At 35.3% G+C, this 23267-nt stretch carries 23 protein-coding genes; 7 read left to right on the forward strand and 16 right to left on the reverse strand.

Features of this window, described 5'->3' with window-relative positions; genetic code table 11:
- Positions 1 to 32 precede the first annotated feature (32 nt).
- From DEF30_RS05855 to DEF30_RS05870, 4 genes are all read right to left on the reverse strand, one after another.
- Complete coding sequence (locus tag DEF30_RS05855; protein ID WP_294097380.1) at positions 33 to 1202, reverse strand: glycosyltransferase family 4 protein; 1170 nt, start codon at positions 1200 to 1202, stop codon at positions 33 to 35.
- Positions 1203 to 1276: 74 nt separating this feature from the next.
- Entirely contained in the window at positions 1277 to 1996 is a 720-nt protein-coding gene (locus DEF30_RS05860) for a WecB/TagA/CpsF family glycosyltransferase (RefSeq protein ID WP_294097381.1), read from the reverse strand.
- Positions 1997 to 2021: 25 nt separating this feature from the next.
- On the reverse strand, positions 2022 to 3428 hold the full coding sequence (locus tag DEF30_RS05865; protein ID WP_294097382.1) for an O-antigen ligase family protein: 1407 nt from the start codon (positions 3426 to 3428) through the stop codon (positions 2022 to 2024).
- A gap of 32 nt (positions 3429 to 3460) precedes the next feature.
- Positions 3461 to 4048, reverse strand: a complete 588-nt coding sequence (locus DEF30_RS05870; protein ID WP_294097383.1) for a sugar transferase — start codon at positions 4046 to 4048, stop codon at positions 3461 to 3463.
- A 301-nt stretch (positions 4049 to 4349) separates the two neighbouring features.
- Here DEF30_RS05870 and DEF30_RS05875 point away from each other — a divergent pair, with 301 nt between their 5' ends.
- Positions 4350 to 5369, forward strand: coding sequence for an LCP family protein (locus DEF30_RS05875; protein ID WP_294097384.1), 1020 nt, complete (start codon positions 4350 to 4352; stop codon positions 5367 to 5369).
- 163 nt (positions 5370 to 5532) lie between these two features.
- Here DEF30_RS05875 and DEF30_RS05880 read toward each other — a convergent pair whose 3' ends face one another.
- The 12 genes from DEF30_RS05880 to DEF30_RS05935 all read right to left on the reverse strand — a co-directional run bounded on the left by DEF30_RS05880 (position 5533) and on the right by DEF30_RS05935 (position 17852).
- Positions 5533 to 6576: an alcohol dehydrogenase catalytic domain-containing protein gene (locus DEF30_RS05880; RefSeq protein WP_294097385.1), complete on the reverse strand. Its 1044-nt coding sequence runs from the start codon at positions 6574 to 6576 to the stop codon at positions 5533 to 5535.
- Positions 6576 to 7286 carry a 2-C-methyl-D-erythritol 4-phosphate cytidylyltransferase gene (gene ispD / locus DEF30_RS05885; protein WP_294097386.1) on the reverse strand — a complete coding sequence of 237 codons (711 nt, stop codon included), beginning with the start codon at positions 7284 to 7286 and terminating at the stop codon, positions 6576 to 6578. The genes DEF30_RS05880 and ispD overlap by 1 nt, the downstream gene beginning before the upstream one ends.
- Positions 7287 to 7348: 62 nt before the next feature.
- On the reverse strand, positions 7349 to 8299 hold the full coding sequence (locus DEF30_RS05890) for a glycosyltransferase (protein ID WP_294097387.1): 951 nt from the start codon (positions 8297 to 8299) through the stop codon (positions 7349 to 7351).
- A gap of 59 nt (positions 8300 to 8358) precedes the next feature.
- Complete coding sequence (locus DEF30_RS05895) at positions 8359 to 9195, reverse strand: LicD family protein (RefSeq protein WP_294097388.1); 837 nt, start codon at positions 9193 to 9195, stop codon at positions 8359 to 8361.
- Positions 9196 to 9244: 49 nt separating this feature from the next.
- Entirely contained in the window at positions 9245 to 10639 is a 1395-nt protein-coding gene (locus DEF30_RS05900) for an oligosaccharide flippase family protein (protein WP_294097389.1), read from the reverse strand.
- Between the two features lie 71 nt (positions 10640 to 10710).
- Positions 10711 to 12006 carry an O-antigen polymerase gene (locus DEF30_RS05905; RefSeq protein WP_294097390.1) on the reverse strand — a complete coding sequence of 432 codons (1296 nt, stop codon included), beginning with the start codon at positions 12004 to 12006 and terminating at the stop codon, positions 10711 to 10713.
- The gene (locus DEF30_RS05910) at positions 12003 to 12995 is read right to left on the reverse strand and encodes a glycosyltransferase family 2 protein (protein ID WP_294097391.1); all 993 of its coding nucleotides are present in this window, start codon (positions 12993 to 12995) and stop codon (positions 12003 to 12005) included. Before DEF30_RS05910 ends, DEF30_RS05905 begins: the two co-directional genes overlap by 4 nt.
- A 64-nt stretch (positions 12996 to 13059) precedes the next feature.
- The gene (wecB, locus tag DEF30_RS05915; RefSeq protein WP_294097392.1) at positions 13060 to 14184 is read right to left on the reverse strand and encodes a UDP-N-acetylglucosamine 2-epimerase (non-hydrolyzing); all 1125 of its coding nucleotides are present in this window, start codon (positions 14182 to 14184) and stop codon (positions 13060 to 13062) included.
- Positions 14185 to 14194: 10 nt separating this feature from the next.
- Positions 14195 to 15049 carry an SDR family oxidoreductase gene (locus DEF30_RS05920; RefSeq protein WP_294097393.1) on the reverse strand — a complete coding sequence of 285 codons (855 nt, stop codon included), beginning with the start codon at positions 15047 to 15049 and terminating at the stop codon, positions 14195 to 14197.
- Positions 15046 to 16071, reverse strand: coding sequence for a polysaccharide biosynthesis protein (locus DEF30_RS05925; RefSeq protein ID WP_294097394.1), 1026 nt, complete (start codon positions 16069 to 16071; stop codon positions 15046 to 15048). Before DEF30_RS05925 ends, DEF30_RS05920 begins: the two co-directional genes overlap by 4 nt.
- A 2-nt stretch (positions 16072 to 16073) precedes the next feature.
- Positions 16074 to 17267 carry a glycosyltransferase family 4 protein gene (locus DEF30_RS05930; RefSeq protein ID WP_294097395.1) on the reverse strand — a complete coding sequence of 398 codons (1194 nt, stop codon included), beginning with the start codon at positions 17265 to 17267 and terminating at the stop codon, positions 16074 to 16076.
- A gap of 18 nt (positions 17268 to 17285) precedes the next feature.
- Positions 17286 to 17852 (reverse strand): sugar transferase, encoded by a 567-nt coding sequence (locus DEF30_RS05935; protein ID WP_294097396.1) that lies wholly within the window; start codon positions 17850 to 17852, stop codon positions 17286 to 17288.
- A 270-nt stretch (positions 17853 to 18122) separates the two neighbouring features.
- Here DEF30_RS05935 and DEF30_RS05940 point away from each other — a divergent pair, with 270 nt between their 5' ends.
- The 6 genes from DEF30_RS05940 (at position 18123) to DEF30_RS05965 (ending at position 23146) form a co-directional block, all read left to right on the forward strand.
- Entirely contained in the window at positions 18123 to 18974 is an 852-nt protein-coding gene (locus tag DEF30_RS05940; protein ID WP_294097397.1) for a DUF4037 domain-containing protein, read from the forward strand.
- A 149-nt stretch (positions 18975 to 19123) separates the two neighbouring features.
- Positions 19124 to 19384, forward strand: coding sequence for a hypothetical protein (locus tag DEF30_RS05945; protein WP_294097398.1), 261 nt, complete (start codon positions 19124 to 19126; stop codon positions 19382 to 19384).
- A gap of 262 nt (positions 19385 to 19646) precedes the next feature.
- Entirely contained in the window at positions 19647 to 20231 is a 585-nt protein-coding gene (locus tag DEF30_RS05950) for a sigma-70 family RNA polymerase sigma factor (RefSeq protein WP_294097399.1), read from the forward strand.
- A 141-nt stretch (positions 20232 to 20372) separates the two neighbouring features.
- Positions 20373 to 21095 (forward strand): NAD-dependent protein deacylase, encoded by a 723-nt coding sequence (locus DEF30_RS05955; protein WP_294097400.1) that lies wholly within the window; start codon positions 20373 to 20375, stop codon positions 21093 to 21095.
- A 151-nt stretch (positions 21096 to 21246) separates the two neighbouring features.
- Positions 21247 to 22266, forward strand: a complete 1020-nt coding sequence (locus DEF30_RS05960) for an LCP family protein (protein WP_294097401.1) — start codon at positions 21247 to 21249, stop codon at positions 22264 to 22266.
- A 181-nt stretch (positions 22267 to 22447) separates the two neighbouring features.
- Positions 22448 to 23146: a class A sortase gene (locus DEF30_RS05965; RefSeq protein ID WP_294097402.1), complete on the forward strand. Its 699-nt coding sequence runs from the start codon at positions 22448 to 22450 to the stop codon at positions 23144 to 23146.
- Positions 23147 to 23267: the final 121 nt, after the last annotated feature.

The following is a 23267-nucleotide window of genomic DNA, read 5'->3' on the forward strand; positions in this document are numbered from 1 at the left end:
CTTGAATTTTTCTTTCATTGTTCCTGTAGAATTTAGCGGTTTCCCTGGATCAAATGAATCTCCTGAAGAAGCACCGTCTTGGTACCACATTTCTGTTGAATTAACACTGATGCCGCTTCTGATTTTCTTAAAAATACATCCTCCAGCTCCACCAGTTCCTGTATGGCGTTTGCCATCTCTTCTGGATTCTCGCAAAGATACCCTGCATTTTCCGGCACAAACTCCGGAATGGCTGTATTTTTCGATACCACAGGCACAAGGCCGCTGCTCATGGCCTCACACATGGAAACGCCCTGGGCATCCTGTCTGGTGGGCATGAGTAAGATCCCACATTTTTTATGGATCTTTGCCATCTCCTTCTGAGGCAGCATCCGGTTTTCCAGATGCACATTGGGAAGATCTTTGATTCTTCTTACGGTCTTCTCAAACAGCCTGCCTGCACCGTACAGGTGGAACTGAAGCTTTGAGAACTCCGGTGAATCCTTCAGCTTCAAAATCGTCTCCACCATAAGATCATTGGCGTATTTTTTAGAGTGGTATGGCCGCACATTGAAGATATGGTATCTTTGATCTTCTTCTTTTTTCTCATAGGAAAAGAGATTCTCATTGATGACATTAGGGATGATCTGAAAGCTCTCCACCTTAGTCTTGGTATCCTTCTCCAGGATGTCTTTCATCCAGTGGGAAACAAAGATAAAGGTGATCCGTCTATCCTTCTTCTCTATAAGCCCTCTCACAAAACGCAGCTGCTGGATGTTAAAAGGAATATACCCCAGAAACTTCACCACTTCCTTCACATCCGGTGTCAGGTTAAAGAGTCTTCTTTTCCAGGATAAGGCTTCCACCCCGTGAACCCAGATGAGAAGAGGTGTGCCCACACTCTCTGGGAGAACGATCTCCATGATGTTTTTCCAGGCGAAATGGATGAGGATCTTGTCATATACATTTTTTCTCAGATGGTCTTTGAGATTTCCATGGGTACCTTCCAGCACTTCCACGTCATCGATCTGATATTTTCTGACCTTAGGTGTCTCCATATTTTTCTTGTATGGGCTGCCAGGAACAGAAAAGACTTCCACCAAAAGACCTTCTTCTTTGTACCCGAGAACTCTCTGGTGGACAAAAGAATGGTTGTATAGATTGTCAGGACTTGGATAGCCCGGTGTCACCAGCAGTATTCTTTCTTTCTTCTTGATAGACATGAAGCTTCTCCTCCCGAAATGTTTACTCGTACTTTCTTTTTCTATTCCAGCACTAATATATATGCTAGTGAAGGCTACAGGCTCTTTCCTTCTTTACGTAAGAGCAGGTAAAACCGAATAAGGTTCATCTGCCTTAGAATTCTCGATGGATTCACTAGAAGCCGATGAAGCCATTCCAGTCCATGACTCTGCATCCATGCCGGGGCTCTTTTCACGAAGCCTCCTAGAACATCAAAGGATCCGCCGACTCCTTGCATGATGTTCACATGAAGCTTCTCCTGATGCTCTTCCATCCACAGCTCCTGCTTTGGAGATCCCATGGCGATGAAGAGGATCTGTGCTCCGCTTTCATTGATGATATCCACCAGGTTCTCTGGTGCGTCATAACCATTTTGTGTTCCTACAATCTGTAAGCCTTTATAGGTCTCCAGAAGGTTCTCTTTTGCTTTTTGAACTACTTCCTCTTTGCCGCCATATAGGAAGACCTTGAAACCTTCCTTTGCTGCTAAGCCGCAAAGGTGGGTCATGGTGTCTACGCCCGTGATACGATTCTTGATGGCGCCATCTTTTCTCTTGGATGCCATGAGGACACCCACTCCGTCTGGAATGCGGTAATCAGAGTTTTGGATAAATCTTTGTAAAATCTTATCCCTCCGCATCTTCATGATTTTTTCCGGATTGATGGCAACGATAATCCTTTTTTCTTTATTGATAATGTCTTCTTTTAATACATCCATGAACTCTTTATAATCCGTGGCGAGGATGTGCACACCAAGAATACTTTCAGTTTTCATTTGTCTGCTCCAATCGTTCAAGTTCTTAAACAGTAACTTTTTTCTTTGGACTTTGAGTCTCCCTATAAAGCATTGCAATATAGAGAGCGATATACATACTTACCGCAGGGGATACAAATACATGACCAGCGAACATCCCTATGCCGAAAGCCAGGATCATGGCGCTGATGATATAAGGAATCGGGCTGTTTAAAACAAATAGAAGTTTTCTTTTAAGAAGATGATAGATACTCGTGAAAATCACCATAAAGATTATCCCCCAGTATAGAAGCATCCCAATGACCCCAAAATTGAAAAATATATCCACATAATCAATCTCCACAATGTAGGACTTTATTTCTCCATCATCGGTATAACCGAATTGAGATAAGCCAAAGATCTTCTGCAAGCTATCAGCTTCATCATAGATGTGTTTTCTTACTGCAAAATACTGATCTCTTCCACTAAAAATAAAATTCAGAACTTGCGGATTGTTATGAAGAAGCTCTTCCATATCAAAGTCCTCAGAAAGTTCTTCACCTGAAGCTCCTTCCTCTTCCCCTATTTCAGGTTCCTGATATTTTAAAAGCTCCAGATGAATGTTCATGTTGATCCCGATGGGGGTCAAAGGAACAAATCCTATTCCTACAACCAGAATAAGCAGGAGTGGTATCAGCTGATTCTTTACGCGCAGCTTCGGATCCTTCAGCTTTCCTGCCATATGATATAACACAAGAAAAACTGTCACGAGTATTACGGAGAGTCCTACCACTTTGGTTCCGATCTGATAGTATACTAGAACATAACCTGTGATAGACAGCACTTTAAGGTATAAGGGCAGCTTCCATTTCTCCAGAAGGTAGTACAGCAACATGGGGGTAAGTATGCCGATGAATGCGCTTACCTCATTTGCTGCGAAGAACCATCCTACTGAGCCTAACTTATTGAATTTATAAGCATTGTAGTCCGTCCCTGTTGCCATTGAAATTGCCATGGTGAGGATGATGATAACTCCACTCATGACCATGGCATCTCGTATATCTTTATAATCTTCTTTCTTGAGGAATTTCACCAATCCCAGGGTAAAAACTGGGAAGAAAAATGTTTTGGCTAAATTTAGTGCAGCCAGGATCATTCTGCTTAATCCAAAGTTCAGATAAACGATGGTGAGATGAGTCAGCGCGTAAAATACAACCGCGATGACCATTCCTCTTAGTATTTGTTGTAATTTATTTTGAGATTTCTCAATAATGAGTCTTAGTCCTATATAAATTAAAAATATACCTTTAAGAAGAATACCTATGCTGAGGTCAATGTTCAGTTCTCTTTTTCCTATGGATGTAAGGATATCCATAAGAGGACTTAAAAGAATAAAAAGAATCAGTAGTCTTACGAAAAGATCTTTGCTTCTAAATTCACTCCAGTAATTTTTAATACCATCTTTAATTGTCATATGTCCTCCGAATGTGTCTGTTTCAAAAAATCCTATTCTTCTCTTTGAATCATAGAAGAAAAAGTCATGAAGATGATCTTAAGATCCAGCAGGAAATTTCGATTGCTATAATAATACACATCTAAATCAAGTTTCTCTTCCATACTGTGGGTGTTTCTAGCTTTGATCTGTGCCCACCCTGTAAGTCCAGGAATCAGCTTATGTATTTCTTTTTCTACTCTTAGATCATTGATAATGCCTTCGTTGGGTATCAGCGGTCTTGGACCCACAAAGGACATTTCTCCTTTTAGAATATTAAGAAGCTGCGGCAACTCATCAAGGCTAGTCTTTCTCAAGATCTTTCCTATGCTTGTCACATAATCCTCTTCATTGATCTCTCTTGCCGCAATGTTAGGTGCATTTTGCTTCATGGATCTGAATTTGTAAATACTAAAAAGTTTACCGTCCTTTCCGATTCTTTCCTGCTTGAAAATCGCAGGGCCAGGATCCTGAATTTTGATGATACAATAAATAATACCCATCAACGGGAAAAGTAAAACAATGGATACTCCTGATACAATCAGGTCAAATACTCTCTTTATGATTTCATATAGTCGATTTTCTAAGGAATGAACGCTCATCAGTTTCTATTCTCACTTTCATAGGGATACTTCATTTTAGCGTTGTAATCTCCTGATATGGTTACAATTAAATTACCACTCACATATGAACTCGTTCTTATCAATTATTGAAAGATGTCTGAAGTATTGTGAACAAGCGATTACATCCATTAAACAGAATACATCATCCTTAAAAAATATCAATCATAAAATAGTGACGTAAACGTCATCATGAATTTTATTTTTTTATGTAAGGAATACATGGAAAAAATTAAGAAATTCCAACTATAATAATATGCAATGAATTTTGAGGAGATTTTAGATGGACACTGAAGTTGAAGTTAATTTATCAAAAGGAAAAAACAAGAGGAAAAGACATAAGAAACTTAAAATAACAATCTTAATCTTGCTGGGATTATTGTTATCTGCTATCGGTATAGCTTATACTTTTTTTCAAAACACCTATAATAAAGTCTCTTATGTTGATATTCCAAAAGAAAACGAGGAATTGGGCATAGAAGAAGAGGAAGAAGAAATCGTTAATATCTTTAAAGAGAATAAAGCGATCATCAATATTCTCCTTATGGGAATCGATAAACGGGATCAGTATGATCCGGGCAGATCCGATGCCATGATGATCCTATCCATAGATCCTATTAGCAACAGCATTAAACTTTCATCAATAATGCGTGACTCTCTAGTAGAGATCAAAGGGCACGGTGAAGATAAACTGAATCATGCTTATGCTTTTGGGGGCCCAGAACTTGCTCTCCATACAATAAACAAGAACTATAAGATGAACATCAAGTATTTTGCCTCTATCGATTACAGTGGTTTGACTAATATTATTGATTCCATCGGCGGAATCTATGCACAGGTAAAAGAAGAAGAAATTGATATGATCAACAAATACACAAATGATGTAGCTTATGTTAATGGTACGGACTTCAGCATGATCACAAAACCTGGCTATCAGCTGCTGGATGGAACACAAGCTGTCGCTTATGCCCGAATTCGCAAGGTCGGAGATGGTGATTATGAGAGAACCCAAAGACAACGAATTGTTCTTTCAGGGATCATCAGAAAACTAACTACATTGAATATTTTGGAACTTCCAGGAACAATACAAAAGCTTGCACCCAATGTTGAAACCAACATTACTTCAAGCTATATGCTCAAAGTGGGTACAAGCGTTTTAAATACTGGTATGAAGGAAATCAAGCAAGCTCGTTTTCCGTTAGATGAAGATTCTGAAGGTGAGATGATTAATGGAATCTGGTACCTCGTTTTTGATAAGTATAAGACTGTAGATGCACTTCATAATTTCATTTTCCGTAATTAGAACTATTATGTAGTTAGCCGCGTTAGGTTGAATATTTGCATTTCAAAACTTATTTTGACAACTATTGGCCAGAAATACTTTTAGAAATAAACTGGCCAATAGTTTTTTCCTTTCTGGTCTTTAAAAGCCCGATTATTATAAAAAAGCATTTTATCTTATGAATTTAGAATTGGAATTTCATAACAAACTTACCTAATTTTCTATTTGTTGATTCCTTTTCGAATGTCTCATAATAATCAATAATATTTTTAATGATATCAACCTCTAAGACTAACTTGGAAATATCTGATATGAAATCAGCTTTCTTAAGAAGTTGTACTGCTACTTCAAAATCCTTAACAGAACTTCTTGTAATTCCATATAATGACAGCCCTTTTTCTAGAACTCTTCTTGTATCTATCTTAACATAATCTTCTGCAACTCCTGTTAACACTATACGCCCACCAGGTTGGATAACATTTATTATCTCTTCAATCCCTTTTTCAGAAGGAGCACCTCCAATACATTCAAATCCAACAGTGATGCTACAATCTCTTATTCTTGGATCGTCAGATAAGAAAGTTCTAACACCTTCAAATTTCGAGAGCTTTTCTTCATTATGCCCAATTACAATTATATCTCCATTATGAAACTGTTTTAATACTGCCACTAGAATATAGCCTAGGATTCCATCACCCCAAACAGCAATGACATCATCCTCCCTAGAATCAATTCTTCGGTACGCTGCATTGGCTACAGATGTTAACTCTGCAAAAACTGCATGATTAAAACTAATTGAGTTATCAAATTTAACAAGATTCTTAGCCGGCCATACGATGTAGTCTCTACTGAAACCATTAAAATTGCTAGACGCAAACAACGCACTTGGGCAGTAGTTTTCACCCAAATAACTATTTTGGCAAACTTTGCATTCACTTGAATTATGAGTATCTGGAATATAATTTGGAACCAATACCACCCGATCTCCTACACTAAATCTTCCAGACTTATCTTTTACTACTGTTCCAACAGCTTCATGAATCAAATTCATTGGATACTTCAAACCAAGTACTCTAGCGTCTCTTTTTCCTATGTAGTATCTTAAGTCAGCTTTGCAAATAGCTGCAGTATCAATCTTAACTAGAGTTCTTCCTTCGTTAAAATCAAGATCTTCAATATAAACTTCGAACCTTCTAGGTTGGACAACTTTGAATCCCTTACTAAGCATTATATCCTCTCCAGTTTACTCATTTTAACAATAGATTTAAGCAACAAAATATCTTCCATTGTTGTAATCTTGAAGTTCATTTTATCTCCTTGTACCAAATGGACTTCTTTTCCATAGTTTAAAACCAGCTTACAATCATCTGTAGCAGATTTTCTTACTTCATCACTCGCATGCAGATGAGCATTCCATATTATCGAATACTGAAAACTCTGTGGTGTTTGCCCTAAATAAAGCTCATTTCTACTTGGTATTGAGTTTATCCTTTTTCCATCATTACTATTTATTATTGTATCTGCTGAAGGAATTACGGTATCAACACATCCATACTTTATTGCAGTATTGATATTATCACTTATGATTCTATGATTTACTAACGGTCTTGCAGCATCATGAATTACAACTATATCATTATCATCTACATCATCTTTGATTGCACTTAACCCATTCAGGACAGATTCTTGCCTTGACTGGCCCCCTTCAACGATCCACCTAACTTTATTAATTTCAAATTTACGAACCCAGATTTTAATATCTTCATGCCACTCTTTAAGTCCAACTATACAGATTGCATCGATATTCTCATGTACATCAAACATCTCTAATGTATGTACCATGATTGGCTTACCATAAATATCAATAAACTGCTTAGGTTGATCCACAATGCCCATACGAGTACCTTTTCCACCTGCAAGTATAATTGCTATATTCATATTATTTACTCCTTTACACTATCATTTGATGTACATCTAGTCGATTAGTTAACTCATAATGATTAATAAAACTTATTTATTAGCTTGAACTTAATACTCTTTGTAAGTTTTTGTCTGAAATAAACATTTTTCAGACTCATCTTAACAATATTAGACATAGCTTTTATATACTTCTTCCCGCTAAATAAATGTGTAATTTTCATGATTTCTATTTCAGCATTTTTATATTTTTCTTTATTGTTTTCAATCGATTCTTTCTCATTCGCCTTCAAAATTCGATTTAATTCCGCAATATCATTAAGTCGATTCTTTTTATAAAGTTGGAGTATTTCTACCATGTTCAAATACTGAGTCAATGCATAACTTCTCGATATACTATTACTCCTTACACGATATTTTAATAAAACACTATCAATTTTACCAATCTTATACCCTTTACTTAAAGCTCTTAATGAAAAGTCGTAATCCTCACAGTAATGAACTTGTCTATATCCATTAAGTTCATTATATACGTCAGATTTCATAAACCATGTAGGATGGAATGAACAGTTCGTTGTTTCCAATAGTCTCTTACATTTTTTGAAATTATATTCCCCATTTCCTAAAATATATAAACTATGGCTAGTTTCATCAATGCACTCTACTCCTGAAAAAACAAAATCAATATTATTAGATTCTAAATACTGCATTTGCTTTTCAAACCTATCTAGTTCTGAGACATCATCTGCATCCATACGAGCAATATACTCACCATCACATTTTGTAAGCCCAAAATTCAAGCTATTTACTAAGCCCATATTTTTAGGATTGATATATAGCTTGATTCTATGATCCATATTGGCATACTCTTCTAAAGTTTGCTTTAATACTGTATTCTCAGGATTGTCAAGGATTACTATAAATTCAATATTTTCATAAGTCTGATTCAATATTGAATCTACAGATTCTTTGAGCCATTCAAGCTTTTCATTATATACACTCATAATAACAGAAACTAGTCTTTTATTTTTCATAATTGCTCCCTACTAATCAGCTAGTATTTATAGGTTAAAGTCCATCCTATTAGCTTCACTCAATTACTATTACTGATTTTATTATATTCTTTATATGAAGTCTCTAAATCAAAATATAGATAATTGTGATGTGATTGTTGTTTTTCCAGAGGAGGTAGTTTCATATAGTCTCCATAAATTGATGTTAAGTACTCATCTGCATTCTCTGGTCCAAAAAATTCTCGATCTCTAAATTTAAATAATCTGGGTTTCCCAAATAGTTTTGTTCTCACGATTTCTCGATTTCCCCATGCACCTAAAAAATTAGCCGAATAGTATTCAGGATTAGAATTCTCAGATTTTAAAATGCAACCGGTCATTCTAAGTACTCTTTCAACGCCAATTTTCTTAATTATCATGATTATAAACTTCTTCAAAAAAGTATACTCATCAACTGAGGTAATTTGTGTGGTTTGAAGAACCTTTTTTAAAGTGGATACTGCTCTCATCTTCATTTCACTTGACAATTTAGATCTTCCTGCAAAATCTACTGGGAAAATATCAATGAAAAGCCCTAAAACTATACCTTTCCCATAATCTTCTACAACAGTAGTATCACTGCTAATTAACTTTGTATATCCATATGGATAATCTGAATCCTTACCTGGAATCCTTAGCTCTAGATTCTTCGGCCATACTGCTTCTGGTAAAGAAATCAGCTTTTCGTAATCTGCTCTCAGAAGTCCGATATCAATATCATCGTCCCAAGGAATAAATCCTTCATGTCGTACAGCTCCTAATAGTGTACCACCTAACATATAATATCTAATGTTATTTTCGACACATATATCGTGAAATGATATCATCATTTCAAATAATCTGTCCTGAACTTCATCTAAGTTTACTTTGTTTTGCATTAAACATTCTCCTATTACCTAAATACTTTATTCATGTTCACACCACTATTTATTTTCTTATACTTTTATAAACATCAATAATCTTTATTCTATACTCATATAACATTAAAACAACACATAAAATCATTATTATTATATTTATTAGAAGATTTTCATAATAAAAGCAAAACAAAGAAATAACTAATAAGAAAATTTGCGGAATCAACTTTGACCACTCAATTATTAATCTAATTTCTCTTTTTATTAAGATTATTCTAATTGCACAATTCACAAGATAACCAAACAACAATGCGTACGCTGCTACAATAACACCATAAACATTAATGAATATTGATATGAAAAAAATATTTACAACTCCTGCTATTGCTGTGGAATAAAATATTGTATCTGTTCGCTTATATGCAGTAAGTATATTCGCAAGAAAAGTTGACACAATTCCTAATGAGGTCGCTAGAATAAATATTGGAATTATTGGTTTCGATTCAGAATAGCTATTATCAACAAATACAGGAAAAATTACATATATTGCTGGCACTAGTATCACAGTTGCCTGTAGCAATAATTTTAGGAATGTATTTGTAGCATTTGAATAAAATCTCGATGTTTCCTTGTCATTTCCAGTTTTTGAAAAAGCCATTTCTTGCCACGCCATTGTGAATGATGTCGCAATTAAGTTAATCATGACACCGAATCTGGTTGCTATTGCATAAATACCATTTTGCTCTGCACCTAAATTATTTGTAATTGCAATTCTGCTATAACTGTTAAGAAGCCAATAAGATGCTGAATTTATTGATAAAGGTAATGAGAATTTAAAAAGACTCTTAATTAAATAATAATCTATTTTACTTTCGAAAATTTTCCTTGTTGATTTTAAAGAAGATTCCAATATAATTACTTGTACTAACACACCTGCGACATATGATATGTAAAGAGAACTATAATTATAATTTAGCCAAACTAAAAGAATCACATTGAAAAAGGAGTTCACAAACGTCCCTACTATACCTGATATAGCAAACTTCTTATTTAATCCAAATCCGCGTGCCAAATATCCATAAAGATTCTGAATTGAGATTGATATCCCATAAATATATACCCAAAATGGATAATCCAGTCTGACAATATTACTAAAAATAAATACGAACACAGAATATACAATTATTGAAGACCCAAATATAATAAACGAACTCTTTACAACTACATATTTTTCTTTTGGATTGATATAGTCAAATATATACCTCATCATTCCACTCCAAATATCCAAAAAAATAATTGAAGAGAATAAAGTTGCATAGGTTATTGAAACATCATATAACCCATAATTAGCTGGACTGATGTATGAGGTATAAATACGGATCATGAAAAAAGCTACAAGCTTTGATGACACGCTCCCTAATAAGTATGTGATCGTATTCTTAGCAATTTTATTTAATTCTTTCATATATTCACTCTAACCTAAAAATTTATAATTTTGTGCTATATATAGCATGATAAAGAACTATTAAAGAGTTCTTATCTAGAGATTTTCTCCAGTTTGATTTCTATTGGTTCAAGTATCCGAGTTGTAAAAAGCAACATAAAAAAAACATTCATAGCCGATTGAACTTCATATAACACAAACTTCTGTGTTGTCATGAAAAATGCGTAGAATAAAAACAATAACATACTTAGTGAAAGCACATTGTGATGTTTATTAAAATACTTTTCAACAAAGATGGATATCATCACTAGAAAAATCGCACCGATGATAATTCCTATAACACTATTAGTGTCTCTCCAGAAAATGTATAACGCGGTAGGATGGGAGTTAAAATTATAGTTCTCACTAATCGGCAAAAAGTACGTAGTAATCAACTTTGTAATATACTCAGAATCATATAATGGAACTCTTATAGTATGTCTAATAATATAGATTAAAGGTGTCAGAACAATGCCAAATACACCTCTACCTAATAACAACTCAGAATTTGATGCTGAGTATTCATTACTTTTCAAAATAGCATCAAAATAAGATATACCACCATAATTATACACTACAAAGTTTTCAATAACTCCTAGTCCGCTTAATGCTCTTTTGCTGGTTGTAATAACTAAGTATAAGACTGCTACCCCAAGTATAGTTAGATGAATAAAATTCAGTTTTATTTTTTTTATTGGCTCAAAATATATTTGATTTATTAATAGCATCAAAACAAATAATAATATTGCCACAACTATTAACATTTTCCCACCTAACGTGAATGTATATAAACCTACATTAACCAACACTAACACGCTTAATTTCATGCTAAAGTTCCCCGTAATAATCTGTATAACTACGATTATAAGTGAAACAAATACTATTGGTGCTACTATCCATACCATTATTCTCGCTTCAAACAATGAGGTAAACTCTTCACTAGCTACAAATGCGAATTTTCTAAGGTAAGCAAAGCCATGGACACTAATGATTCTAATCGCTTTCACAAAAAATGGCAGCATAAAAAGAATAACCAAAAGATTTGCTAAAAATAGTATTCTTTTGGGAAAGTACAGAGATAGGGTCTTAATGTTCTTTCTTTTTTCAACTTTCTCCGAAAAAAGTAAATACCCAATATTAAAGATGATCAACGTTATAAAGATATACCCGTGAATTTTATATTCAGCACGATACATACCGGCGAAATTAGTTAGATTCAGTATCCCTCCAATTGTCCAAGTATATGTAAAGAGAGTGTTTAACCTAATGTAATTATCCAGTTTTAGTTTTGTAAAAATAGTTGCCGCTATGGATACTAAAATATACAAAAAAATCAATAATTCTATCATTTCCTCCTCCTCTCAATAAATCTAAAGATATCAAATAGCAATCTAGGAGAAACTCTTAGAATTAAAGTAAGAATCTTTCTGGAAATCTGAAGTCTAGATTTAAGCAAAACCCAAAAATTATCATTTAATTTCTTTTGTAACAATTTAAAAACTTTTTTGTCATCTAGAGAGTTGTCAATTCCATATTTACAGGCTTTATAAAGCATCGACATATAATTTCTAGCTAATTTTTCTTCAGCTAATCTTACTAAAGCTAGATTATTAAGTTCTTTACTCTCCGCAATCAATTGTAGTCCAATTTTCTCCATATCAAAGTCTTTACTACTAAACTTATTTCGCGTAATACTAGTATTTTCCTGGAAATAATAGTAACATACTTTATCACTATATATGTATTTTTTTGCTTTCTTGATCAACTTAAAGTTTGTCACTACATCTTCATAGTATTGCCCAATAGGAAAGCAGATATCATTAAACAAATCTTTTTTGTACAATTTAGTACATACTGAATAATCATTAACAGAATTACTTATTCCCATTTGCATATAAAACTTCAATGCATCTTCATTTTCCAAAACTTCAATTTTAGCGTTACTTGTAGGTCTTTGATCCATTATTTCATCTTTTTTGATTAGGTACCTAGTGGACACTATCTCGGCATCATATGTCAACATCAACTTCATCATGTACTCATAAGTATCTTTAGCAATCCAATCGTCACTATCTATAAAGGAAATGTAAGGGCTGTTCGCATGATTCAGCCCTAAATTCCTAGCTGAACTTAATCCGCCGTTATTTTTATGAAATACCCTGACATTGTTATACTGCGAAGCGTATTCATTACACAATTCGCCACTTCCATCTGTCGATCCATCATTTATCAATATAACTTCTAAGTCTTTAAAGCTTTGATTTAGTATTGAATTCATACATCTCCCTAAATACTTTTCTACGTTATATACGGGCACAATCACTGTAATTATCGGCATATCATTCTCCTATAAATAAACTAAATCATCGCAAAAATTGAATGGCATTTTTTAGTTCTCTCATCTATTTTCGCCATACCATCTTATTTACTATTCCAGTATAGCTTTGGATCAATTTTACCACCTTAACGCTGACATTATCATCGGTATAGTTCGGTACATCTACTCCTATATCACCAAGTTCATTCATTTCTACAGCAATATCTACAGCTTGAAGCACTTGCTCAGTCGTTATGCTTCCAATTACCACATTACCTTTGTCTAGTGCTTCTGGTCGTTCTGTACTTGTTCTAATTGAAACAGCTGGAAACTTAAAGTACGATGCCTCTTCTGCTATGGTTCCACTATCTGATACAACACAAAAAGAGTGCTGTTGCAGATGATTATAGTCAGCAAACCCAAACGGTTGAAGAGTTCTAACATTAGGATGAAATTTGAATCCTCTTTGTTCTATAAATCTTTTGCTTCGTGGGTGAGTGCTATAAATTACAGGCAAGTTATAACTCTCTGCCATTGCATTTACTGCATTCATCAAAGCCATAAAATTTTCTTCATTGTCAATATTCTCTTCACGATGAGCAGACAACAATATGTATTTTCCTTTCTCAAGTGACAGAGTTTCTAAAACTCTACTAGCTTCAATGTTCCTCATGTTACTCTTAAGCACTTCAGCCATTGGTGATCCAACAACATAAGTACGTTCTTTAGGAACTCCTTCCCAATTCAAGTAATTCCGAGCATGTTCTGTATAACATAAATTAACATCACTGGTATGATCGACAATTCTTCTATTTATCTCCTCAGGTAAATTCTCATCAAAACATCTATTACCAGCTTCCATATGGAATATCGGAATCTTAAGTCTTTTAGCTGATATAACACTTAAACAAGAATTTGTATCCCCTAAAACTAGAAGGGCATCAGGCTTTTCCTGTACTAGAATATCATATGATTTCGCTAGGACATTTCCCATTGTCTCACCAAGATGATTCCCAACAACATTCAAGTAAAAGTCTGGCTTTCTAATTCCTAACTCATCAAAAAACACTTGATTCAGTTCATAATCATAATTTTGACCAGTATGAACCAAAACATGATTAAAATACTGATCACACTTTTTTATAACTTCAGATAATTTTATTATTTCAGGACGTGTCCCTACAATGGTCATTAGTTTGAGTTTCTTCATTATGATCCTCCTAGTTAAAATAGTGTGGATATAACTCTCTATGAGATACTATCCACTCTTTCATCTCAGCTACCATGATTTCATAACTCGGCACATGAAAAGAAAAATCCTTACGGGTATTTATCAGTGACTTATCAATAATGACTTTTTCGCTTGGAAGTATTTCGAGCTTAGAATCTCTCATATGCTTATTGAAAAGGCCAATTAATTCATACTTGCTAATCGTCTCATTGTTCACGAGATTATATAGCCCCGTTAAATTTTCTTTCAGCGCTTGTTCCATAGCTTTCGCTAAGGTTAGAGTGGTTACTCCTGTCCAAATCGCTTTTGTAAATCCGCTGACGGGCGTATTCTGCTTCATAAACCAGTTGAACAGTCCAATCCCATTCACATTCATATCAGGTCCGATTATTGAATTTCTAAAGGTTAGGTCCTTACTATTTTCAAGTTCCCCCAACGCCTTAGACCTATCATAAAAGGTTTCACCATCACGAAGTGAACTTTCCAAATAACTTCCAGATTTCCCTGAGAAAACACAATCTGTGCTCATATGAACAATTATAGTTTTCATATCCTTTGTTATTTCACTCAAAAAGTGAGGAAGATAACTATTTAGAAGTACTGCATTAGATTTATGATCCTCAGCGTCTTGATTAAGAACTCCAATTGCATTAATAACGGCATCATACTGACCTTCGGAGATGATATGATTTAGGCTTTTAAAATCTTTGATATCACCATTGATATTTTTACAAAAAGAAACTTTTGTTCTGCTGAAAGCAGTCACATCATGACCTGCATCTTTAAAATATAAAGATATCATGTGGCCAGCCATACCTGTACCTCCGAGTACTAGTATCTTCATAAATGACCCTCCCAGCTTTTCAGTTCATCTTGGATATAGTCTAATTGCAAAAGCTTTTCTTTTATCTGTTCAATGTTCAATCTTTCGGTGTTATGAGAGTTATAGTCTTCTACAAGCTGTAAATCCTCATTCCCTTCTACGAAATATTTGTCATAGTTTAAATCACGTTTATCTGCAGGAACTCTATAAAAACCACCCATATCTATAGCACCAACATGTTCTTCCTTCGTTAGTAAAGTTTCGTATAACTTTTCTCCATGTCTTGTCCCAATAATTCTAATCTCGTTTTGTGCATTAAACAGTTCCTTTACCGCTTGAGCTAAGTCTCTAATTGTAGACGCTGGAGATTTCTGAACCATAATATCACCAGCATCAGCATTTTCAAATGCAAATACAACTAGCTCTACTGCTTCTTCAAGGCTCATCAGGAATCTTGTCATATTGGGATCTGTTACGGTTAACGGCTGGCCACTCTTTATCTGTTCTACAAATAGAGGAATAACGGAACCTCTCGAAGCCATTACATTCCCATACCGGGTACCACAAATCAATGTTTTAGAAGGATCCACTGTTTTAGATTTCGCTACGAAAACTTTTTCCATCATCGCTTTTGATATCCCCATTGCATTAATGGGATATGCAGCTTTATCTGTAGATAAACATATCACTTTTCTTATTCCCATCTCAATTGCTCCAGTTAAAACATTGTCCGTTCCTATGACATTAGTTTTAACTGCCTCAAGAGGAAAGAACTCGCATGAAGGTACTTGTTTTAGTGCAGCTGCATGAAATACATAATCAACGCCATACATAGCATTTTTTACACTTGCAAGATCTCTAACATCACCAATATAGAACTTCAACTTATCATTTTTATAAAGTTTCCTCATATCATCTTGTTTTTTTTCATCACGAGAAAAGATCCTGATTTCTTTTACATCTGTATGAAGAAACCTCTTCATCACAGCATTACCAAATGAACCCGTTCCTCCTGTTATAAGCAGTGTCTTACCTTTAAACATAACTATGCCTCCAAATATTTATTGAGTCTACCAAAAAAAATCTCTCTGGAAAAATGCTCATCATAATATACTTTTGCATCTTGCCCGTGTTTGTTTATCAAACCTGGATTTATAATATATAGCTTCATAGAGTTAGCTAACCCCTCAACATCTCCACTTTCCACACAAACCCCAGCTCCACTTTCTTGAATCACAAATTTACTATCACCGGATGTAGCTGCTACAACAGGTTTTGACTTTGCAAAATATGTCTGGAGTTTACTAGGTATCGTCTTACCAATATAGCCTACGTCTTTTAAAGTTAAAATACACACATCAGTATCATCATAAATTTCATCCATCTCTTCGTGGCTTTTCCGACCTGTGAACTCAACATAATCATCAACGTTTAACTCTTCCGAAAGTTTCATTACTGATGGTAAATCAGATCCAGAACCCACAATCTTAACCTTAAAGTTATAGTTTTTATTTTTAAGAATTTCTGCAGCACGTATGATTACATCAACATCTTGCACTCGACCTATATTCCCAGCAAAAGTAAAAACAATTTTATCTTTGTCAAAGTTACTCTTTTTAACTTCCACAATCTCTTTACATTCATCAGTATACTGAGGCAGATACTCAATACTCCTACTATCCAAATCATGGACACTTTTTAAATATTCAATAAAAGAGGGAGAAGATACAATCACCTGATCTGCCTTATTATAGATTTTTTTGCTTATATTACTAAGGATTGGAAATACTCTTGAAGATTCATCAATATTCATAGCCTTTACAGACTCAGGCCATAAATCAGTAGAATACAGTACTGATTTTACTTTATTCTTCTTAGCATAAACCAAACCAGGTACAAACATCGTAATTGGTGAAGTCTGATAGCAGAACACTACATCGAACTTCTCTTTTAAAAAAAATGCATACACTGATGAAGTGATCATAAACGAAACATAATTGAGACTTCTAAAGAGTGCTCCCGATCTTCTTGATATCATCGGAACCCTAATAACTCGAGCATTATGATACTTATCTTTTCTTTTCTTGAAAAATCGATACTCTTTAGGAATATATCCCTTATCATAATCTGGAAGTCCAGTAATCATCATAACATCATTATTCACTGCCAGTTCTTTAACGATATCATTTATTCTGAAACTGTCTGGATAAAACACTTGTCCAACTACAAGAATCTTCAAATTCATACCCCTCAATCTCTATTTGCCCCTTAACGAGGTAAAAGTCCTTAATATAATTTTCAAATCAAGTAAAAATGATTCATTTTCTTTATAAAATACGTCCAAACTCAATTTCTCTAGATCATCGCATGTATCTCTAGCTACAACTTGAGCCCATCCCGTTAACCCCGGGCGAATCTCATCCACACCAGCCTGACTTCTTAAACTGTTGATTTCTCCTTCATTTGGAATCAGCGGTCTTGGCCCTACAAATGACATTTGACCAACTAAAATATTGAATAATTGTGGCAACTCATCTAAACTAGTGCGTCTAAGCACCTTACCAACTCGTGTAACATAAGCATCATTATCAATATCTTTAGCGGCAATATTTGGGGCATCCACTTTCATGGTTCTAAACTTTAGAATATTGAAAGGCTTACTATGCAACCCTAAACGTTGCTGCCTAAAAAGTATTTTTTCTTTCCCGTCAACCCTTATAAGAATTGCAATAAGAAAGAATATTGGAGTCAAAATTATAATTGATATAAACGAAAAAACTATATCAAATAACCTTTTTATCCCTAATACACTATAATACTTCATATTAAAACTCCTAAGTAAACATGAATTTTTTTGAGAGGAATCATTATAACTTCAAATCTCCAACATTTTAATTTTATCATAATCATCTCTCTTATACTATTTGATTACATTGTAATAATTTTGTAGAAACTCGACACTCCTGTGTTCTTCTATCTTATATTTAAGTTTTCGTGAATATAAGCACATCCATTCTTTTTTTTACAATTTTCTGTTATTATTAAGAAGAGATAACAGAAAGTTATGAATCAATCTAACAAAGGAGTGGATCACATGAAAATTGATTTAAACAATCCGAGAGTCATCCTGGCCCATGAAATTCGAGAAAATTTGAGAAACGTCGAATTTGAAGGTCCGGAACTCGTTGCCATGGCCGTAGGTGGATCAGTTTCCAGAGGACAAGCAGATGCTTTCTCTGATCTTGAACTCCTTTGCTTCTGGGATGTATTTCCAGATGTTGATACCAGGCAAAAGCTGGTGGACTCGATTAAAGCAGATCTCATTTTCCCCATTGACGATGATCAGAATGAAGACAATCTCATTCTGAAAGACATCCAGATTGATATCCTTCACAATACTGTTGATTATTATGACAATATGATTGAAGACGCCTGGGAGTTCCATTTGGCTGATTATCAGACTTTAGGATTCCTTGACACCATCACCTATGCATATCCTCTTTTCGGCGAAGATATCCTTAACGCCTGGAAAGAAAAGACAGATAACTACCCCAGGGAACTGGCCATCAATGTCATATTTGATAATCTTGTGAAACTTCACAATGGAAACATTGAACTCTACATTCAAAGAGATAACCCTACTGAGTACTATGCCCAGATGGTTGCCATTCAGAGAAAACTCTTTAACATCCTTTCTGCCATCAACAAAACCTATGCTGGAGGTTACAAATGGATGTATCCTGAACTAGAAGCCATGACCATTGCGCCAGTGAATGTTGCACTGAGATTTAAGGAAATGTACTCCATCAATAAATTTGAAGCTGTTGAAGATCTTTATGCTTTAGTCTTTGAGACACTAATCCTTGTAAAACAGCAGTTCCCAGAAGTAGACTTCAGCGTAGAAGAAACCTTCGATAAGTTTATGATCAAGAGACTTCCTCTCTAAAAAATAAAACCAATACAAAAGCTTGGAGCAGTCCAAGCTTTTATATTGAATTCATACACTATGTAATAATACTCTTTTCGACCTATGTTTTCAAGTTTAATACCGATTATTATCATATTATGTTAAAATTAATTCGAAATAGGAGGTGTATGATGTTATCACTTATTTATAACTTACTATCCATGGGTCTTTTTTTAGGAATTATTATTGTAATACTATTTATTCTCTATAAAAGCATGAAAGGCACTACAACTTTCCAAAAATTAAATAGACTGACAGTCCTGGCTATGATTATAACGTTCTTCGGACTGGTTTTTTTGGGGTATGGATTTCTAAACGCCGTTCTTGGATCTATTCTCGTTCTTCTCCTTATCCGGATCTCCTACGTAATCTATGTGGACTCCAATTAACGCTAATAAAAATGACTCATAAACTCAATTTGATTAAATATATAACCAATACTTATTCGCAATAAACTATATTAATAATTAAAATAATTTATTATGACAATTATCCTTATATAATTACAATATAAATATTGTTTTCATAATTCATTCCGTAAATTGTATTATTTTAGTCAATCTATATTATAATATAATTAATCTTGAGTATGCCAATTAAGTATTTAATGCATATTTAATTTATGCAGATATAATTTCTGGGGAGGACTTAATGAACAGCGATATTTTTATTCAAGCGAAAAACGGAAATAGAGAGGCGATTGAATTTGTCATCAAGACCGTTGAACCCTTTATCTTTAAACAGTGCCGTAGAATGAAGCTTCGAGAACACGATTTCGAAGACTTATGTCAAATCTCCTATGAAGCAATCATCAAGGCGATCCCAAAGCTCGATGAAAAGCATTTGGATTCTGCTCCATCCTATCTGATGAAATGTATCCATAATGCACTCAAATACGAAGCCAGACGGATCCTTGCAAAGCCACAGGATACGAGTCTCGATAGTGAGGATAAAGATGGGATTACCCATGCTGAGAAACTCGTCGCCAAAGAAAATACGGAATCCATCTTCTTCCGTGAAGAAAACAGTTCCAGGGTGAAAGACGCCTTTATGACCTTAACCCCGGAAGAGAAAACAGTTCTTTCGTACTTTATCCAAGATCCATATGGAGGCATCAAAAGATATTCAGAGCTCTATGACACCGACTACCGTAAAGCCAGATACTTGAAAGATAAAACACTGAAAAAAATGAAAGCTTATCTGGATGCCCATAAAAATGATGACTTTGAATTCTGATTTCCGTTCCAAATAAAACATATGAAATTTATCTGCACTCAAGAAATACCAAGGCTCGAAGGTGACTTCGGGCTTTTATTTAATGAAAAAAATAACTCCACTCCTTCTCCTATGGTAAAATACCAATAGAAGGTGATGAAAATGAATCCACTGTTAACTGCAGCAGAACTGCTGAAAAACGCTAAAAACATACTTGTACTTACAGGCGCAGGCATGTCCACGGAATCTGGTCTTAAGGACTTTAGATCCAAGGACGGGCTGGCATCCACGCTCTATGAAGGATACTACCCGGAAGAACTTCTCTCCAGAAGATTCTTCTACCATAACACCTCCCTTTTCTATCAGTACCTGAAAGAAAAGCTTAATGTAACGGGGTTTTCCCCCAACAAAGGACACCTCATTCTCGCCAAGTGGGAAGATACTTTTAACATTAATATTATTACACAGAACATCGATATGCTTCATCAAAAAGCAGGCAGTAAAAACGTACTGGAACTTCATGGCACACTGGCTACTTGCACCTGTATAAACTGCCATCAGAAAAAGCCACTTCGTGAAGTCTTTAGAGATGGCTACAGCTGTCTCTGCGGTGGTATATATAAACCAGACATCGTACTCTATGACGAAGAAGTATCCCTGATCCATCAAGCATTTACCATGGCTAAAGAAGCAAATCTTCTTCTTGTGTTAGGAACCTCACTAAAAGTATATCCAGCTGCCAGCATCCCAGAGGTATTCTGTCTAAAAAACAAAGCGATGATCATCATAAACAAGGATGCAACCCCTTACGAGCACCATTACAATGTAACAGAAATTCACGATGGTATTGGAGCTACACTCGAAAGAATCAACAAACTTATATAATATTTATTCATTTTCACTTTTTTATTTCTAACAATTCTTAGTTTTCCATGAAAAATTCTTAATTTCTCTAAATTGTAATGTATTGTTTGAAAAAAAGGTTATAATTGGAAAGTGAAATCATACTATTATTATGCCCCTTGGAGGTACTTAAATGACACGAAGAGAATATAAAAAAACAAAGAAAAAGAAAAGAAATGTAAAAACACCCCTTCTCATCACACTGGCAGTACTCCTTTTCCTAACAGGGTTCGGATATGCATACGTCCATAATCTATTGAATTCAACAATTAAAGAAGAAATTCCTCAAGGGGAAGGCGAACTGGGTATTGGGGACAAAGAGTTCGAATTTGAATACGAAGAAGGCATAGAGATTCCAGGAGGCGAAGATGATGGCAGTGATCTTCCCTATTACTATGAAGAAGTTAAAGGAATCACAAATATCGCTCTATTTGGTGTAGATGCTCCTCTAGGAAAACGTGGCAGAAGCGATGCCATCATGATCGTCACCATTGATAGAAACTCAAAGAAAATCAAGCTGTCTTCCATCATCAGAGACAGCTATGTGAACATTCCAGATCGAGGAATGGATAAAGTGAACCACGCTTACGCTTTCGGAGGTCCTGAACTGGCGCTCAAGACTCTAAACTCAAACTTCCATCTGGATATAAGAAATTTCGCCACCGTGAACTTCACTACTCTTCCTAAGGTCATTGATACCTTAGGTGGTGTAAGCATTACTGTAACCAATGCAGAAGCCACACAGATTGCTGGTATCTCCAAAGGAGGGACCTATACCCTCACTGGAGAGCAAGCACTATCTTATGTCAGAATACGTAAAATTGACTCAGACTTTGCAAGATCAGACAGACAGAGAACCGTCATTGAAGCCATCATCAAAAAAATGCTCGATAAACCTGTAACTTCCTACCCAGGAATCTTAAGCAAGATTCTACCACTCATTACAACCAACATGGGATCCAATGACATCTTAAGTCTTGCAGGAAGCGTTGTAACCAACGGAATTAGAACTGTTGATCAGATGAGATTCCCTGAAGATTCCTATTCCAGCGGACAGACCATCAAGGGTATCTACTATTATGTATTCAACAGAGACAGCGCTGTTAGAAGCATCGGCAGTTACATCTACCTGGATGAAAAAACATCCAATTAAAGTTTATGAGCACTACAGAATGAAACGTTCTGTAGTGCTCTTTTTCTTCTCTTCTTATCTGAATCATGCTCCAATAATGGAACAACTAGAAATTGTAACCTTCTTTCCGTTGAACCCACCACCAACCAATGTTATAGTTATTTAAAGAAAAGAAAAAGAAATCATGAAAGAGGGATTCCACATGAAGAAGTTTTTTGCAGTTCTCCTCATCGCCTTTGGCCTGCTATTAATCTTTACTCCTAAAATAAAAGATCTGGTGATTCAGGACACCATCAATAATACAGTAAAAATCGTTGCTGATTATACACCGGAGAAAATCAAAGAGAACGAGCAGAATGAAGAAGCAGAGTTTGATTTCTCCATCGTAGAGGACATCAGCGTCACAGGCACCCTGCTGGATGCCAGTAAAATCAACAAGAACCTTCTCATCGGACAGCTGGTGATTCCCAGCGTCAAAATGAACATCCCGATATTCAAAGGCATCAACAATGCAAATCTCCTGGCAGGCTCTGCCACCATGAGAAAGGACCAGAAGATGGGGCAAGGTAACTATCCTCTCGCCGGGCACTATTCCAAAGATAAGAATATTCTCTTTGGCTCTCTCATGGATGTGAAAGAAGGAGACATCATACGGCTCACAGACAACGAGACCATTTTTGAGTATGTTGCCTATGATGTGACCACAGTACCAGATACTGCAGTGTACATCATTGAAGATCAGGAAGCGAAGAAGAGAGGAAACGCCATTCTTTCCCTCATGACCTGCTACTACTCCTCTTCTACGGGCAAGCGCTACTTTGTCATGGCTGACTTCAAAACCTCTTACCCTTATAGTGAAGATCTGCTGCACGAAGAAGCTGCCTACAATGCATCAAACTAATGAGAAAAAGAAGACATTGAAAGAAGACATCCCCATCTGAAGATAAAATTCAGATGGGGATGTCTTTTATCGTATTCATTTTAATTTTCAAAAAAGGAACCTGGCTCTTACTTGCTTTGGC

The sequence above is a fragment of the Proteiniclasticum sp. genome, assembly GCF_003514505.1.
Taxonomy (GTDB): Bacteria; Bacillota; Clostridia; order Clostridiales; family Clostridiaceae; genus Proteiniclasticum.

What these genes read in the sequence shown, in the direction of transcription:
- DEF30_RS05855 (WP_294097380.1), bottom strand. Translation starts at nt 1,202, where the DNA reads ATGTCTATCAAGAAGAAAGAAAGAATACTGCTGGTGACACCGGGCTAT.
- DEF30_RS05860 (WP_294097381.1), bottom strand. Translation starts at nt 1,996, where the DNA reads ATGAAAACTGAAAGTATTCTTGGTGTGCACATCCTCGCCACGGATTAT.
- DEF30_RS05865 (WP_294097382.1), bottom strand. Translation starts at nt 3,428, where the DNA reads ATGACAATTAAAGATGGTATTAAAAATTACTGGAGTGAATTTAGAAGC.
- DEF30_RS05870 (WP_294097383.1), bottom strand. Translation starts at nt 4,048, where the DNA reads ATGAGCGTTCATTCCTTAGAAAATCGACTATATGAAATCATAAAGAGA.
- DEF30_RS05875 (WP_294097384.1), top strand. Translation starts at nt 4,350, where the DNA reads ATGGACACTGAAGTTGAAGTTAATTTATCAAAAGGAAAAAACAAGAGG.
- DEF30_RS05880 (WP_294097385.1), bottom strand. Translation starts at nt 6,576, where the DNA reads ATGCTTAGTAAGGGATTCAAAGTTGTCCAACCTAGAAGGTTCGAAGTT.
- ispD (WP_294097386.1), bottom strand. Translation starts at nt 7,286, where the DNA reads ATGAATATAGCAATTATACTTGCAGGTGGAAAAGGTACTCGTATGGGC.
- DEF30_RS05890 (WP_294097387.1), bottom strand. Translation starts at nt 8,299, where the DNA reads ATGAAAAATAAAAGACTAGTTTCTGTTATTATGAGTGTATATAATGAA.
- DEF30_RS05895 (WP_294097388.1), bottom strand. Translation starts at nt 9,195, where the DNA reads ATGCAAAACAAAGTAAACTTAGATGAAGTTCAGGACAGATTATTTGAA.
- DEF30_RS05900 (WP_294097389.1), bottom strand. Translation starts at nt 10,639, where the DNA reads ATGAAAGAATTAAATAAAATTGCTAAGAATACGATCACATACTTATTA.
- DEF30_RS05905 (WP_294097390.1), bottom strand. Translation starts at nt 12,006, where the DNA reads ATGATAGAATTATTGATTTTTTTGTATATTTTAGTATCCATAGCGGCA.
- DEF30_RS05910 (WP_294097391.1), bottom strand. Translation starts at nt 12,995, where the DNA reads ATGCCGATAATTACAGTGATTGTGCCCGTATATAACGTAGAAAAGTAT.
- wecB (WP_294097392.1), bottom strand. Translation starts at nt 14,184, where the DNA reads ATGAAGAAACTCAAACTAATGACCATTGTAGGGACACGTCCTGAAATA.
- DEF30_RS05920 (WP_294097393.1), bottom strand. Translation starts at nt 15,049, where the DNA reads ATGAAGATACTAGTACTCGGAGGTACAGGTATGGCTGGCCACATGATA.
- DEF30_RS05925 (WP_294097394.1), bottom strand. Translation starts at nt 16,071, where the DNA reads ATGTTTAAAGGTAAGACACTGCTTATAACAGGAGGAACGGGTTCATTT.
- DEF30_RS05935 (WP_294097396.1), bottom strand. Translation starts at nt 17,852, where the DNA reads ATGAAGTATTATAGTGTATTAGGGATAAAAAGGTTATTTGATATAGTT.
- DEF30_RS05940 (WP_294097397.1), top strand. Translation starts at nt 18,123, where the DNA reads ATGAAAATTGATTTAAACAATCCGAGAGTCATCCTGGCCCATGAAATT.
- DEF30_RS05945 (WP_294097398.1), top strand. Translation starts at nt 19,124, where the DNA reads ATGATGTTATCACTTATTTATAACTTACTATCCATGGGTCTTTTTTTA.
- DEF30_RS05950 (WP_294097399.1), top strand. Translation starts at nt 19,647, where the DNA reads ATGAACAGCGATATTTTTATTCAAGCGAAAAACGGAAATAGAGAGGCG.
- DEF30_RS05955 (WP_294097400.1), top strand. Translation starts at nt 20,373, where the DNA reads ATGAATCCACTGTTAACTGCAGCAGAACTGCTGAAAAACGCTAAAAAC.
- DEF30_RS05960 (WP_294097401.1), top strand. Translation starts at nt 21,247, where the DNA reads ATGACACGAAGAGAATATAAAAAAACAAAGAAAAAGAAAAGAAATGTA.
- DEF30_RS05965 (WP_294097402.1), top strand. Translation starts at nt 22,448, where the DNA reads ATGAAGAAGTTTTTTGCAGTTCTCCTCATCGCCTTTGGCCTGCTATTA.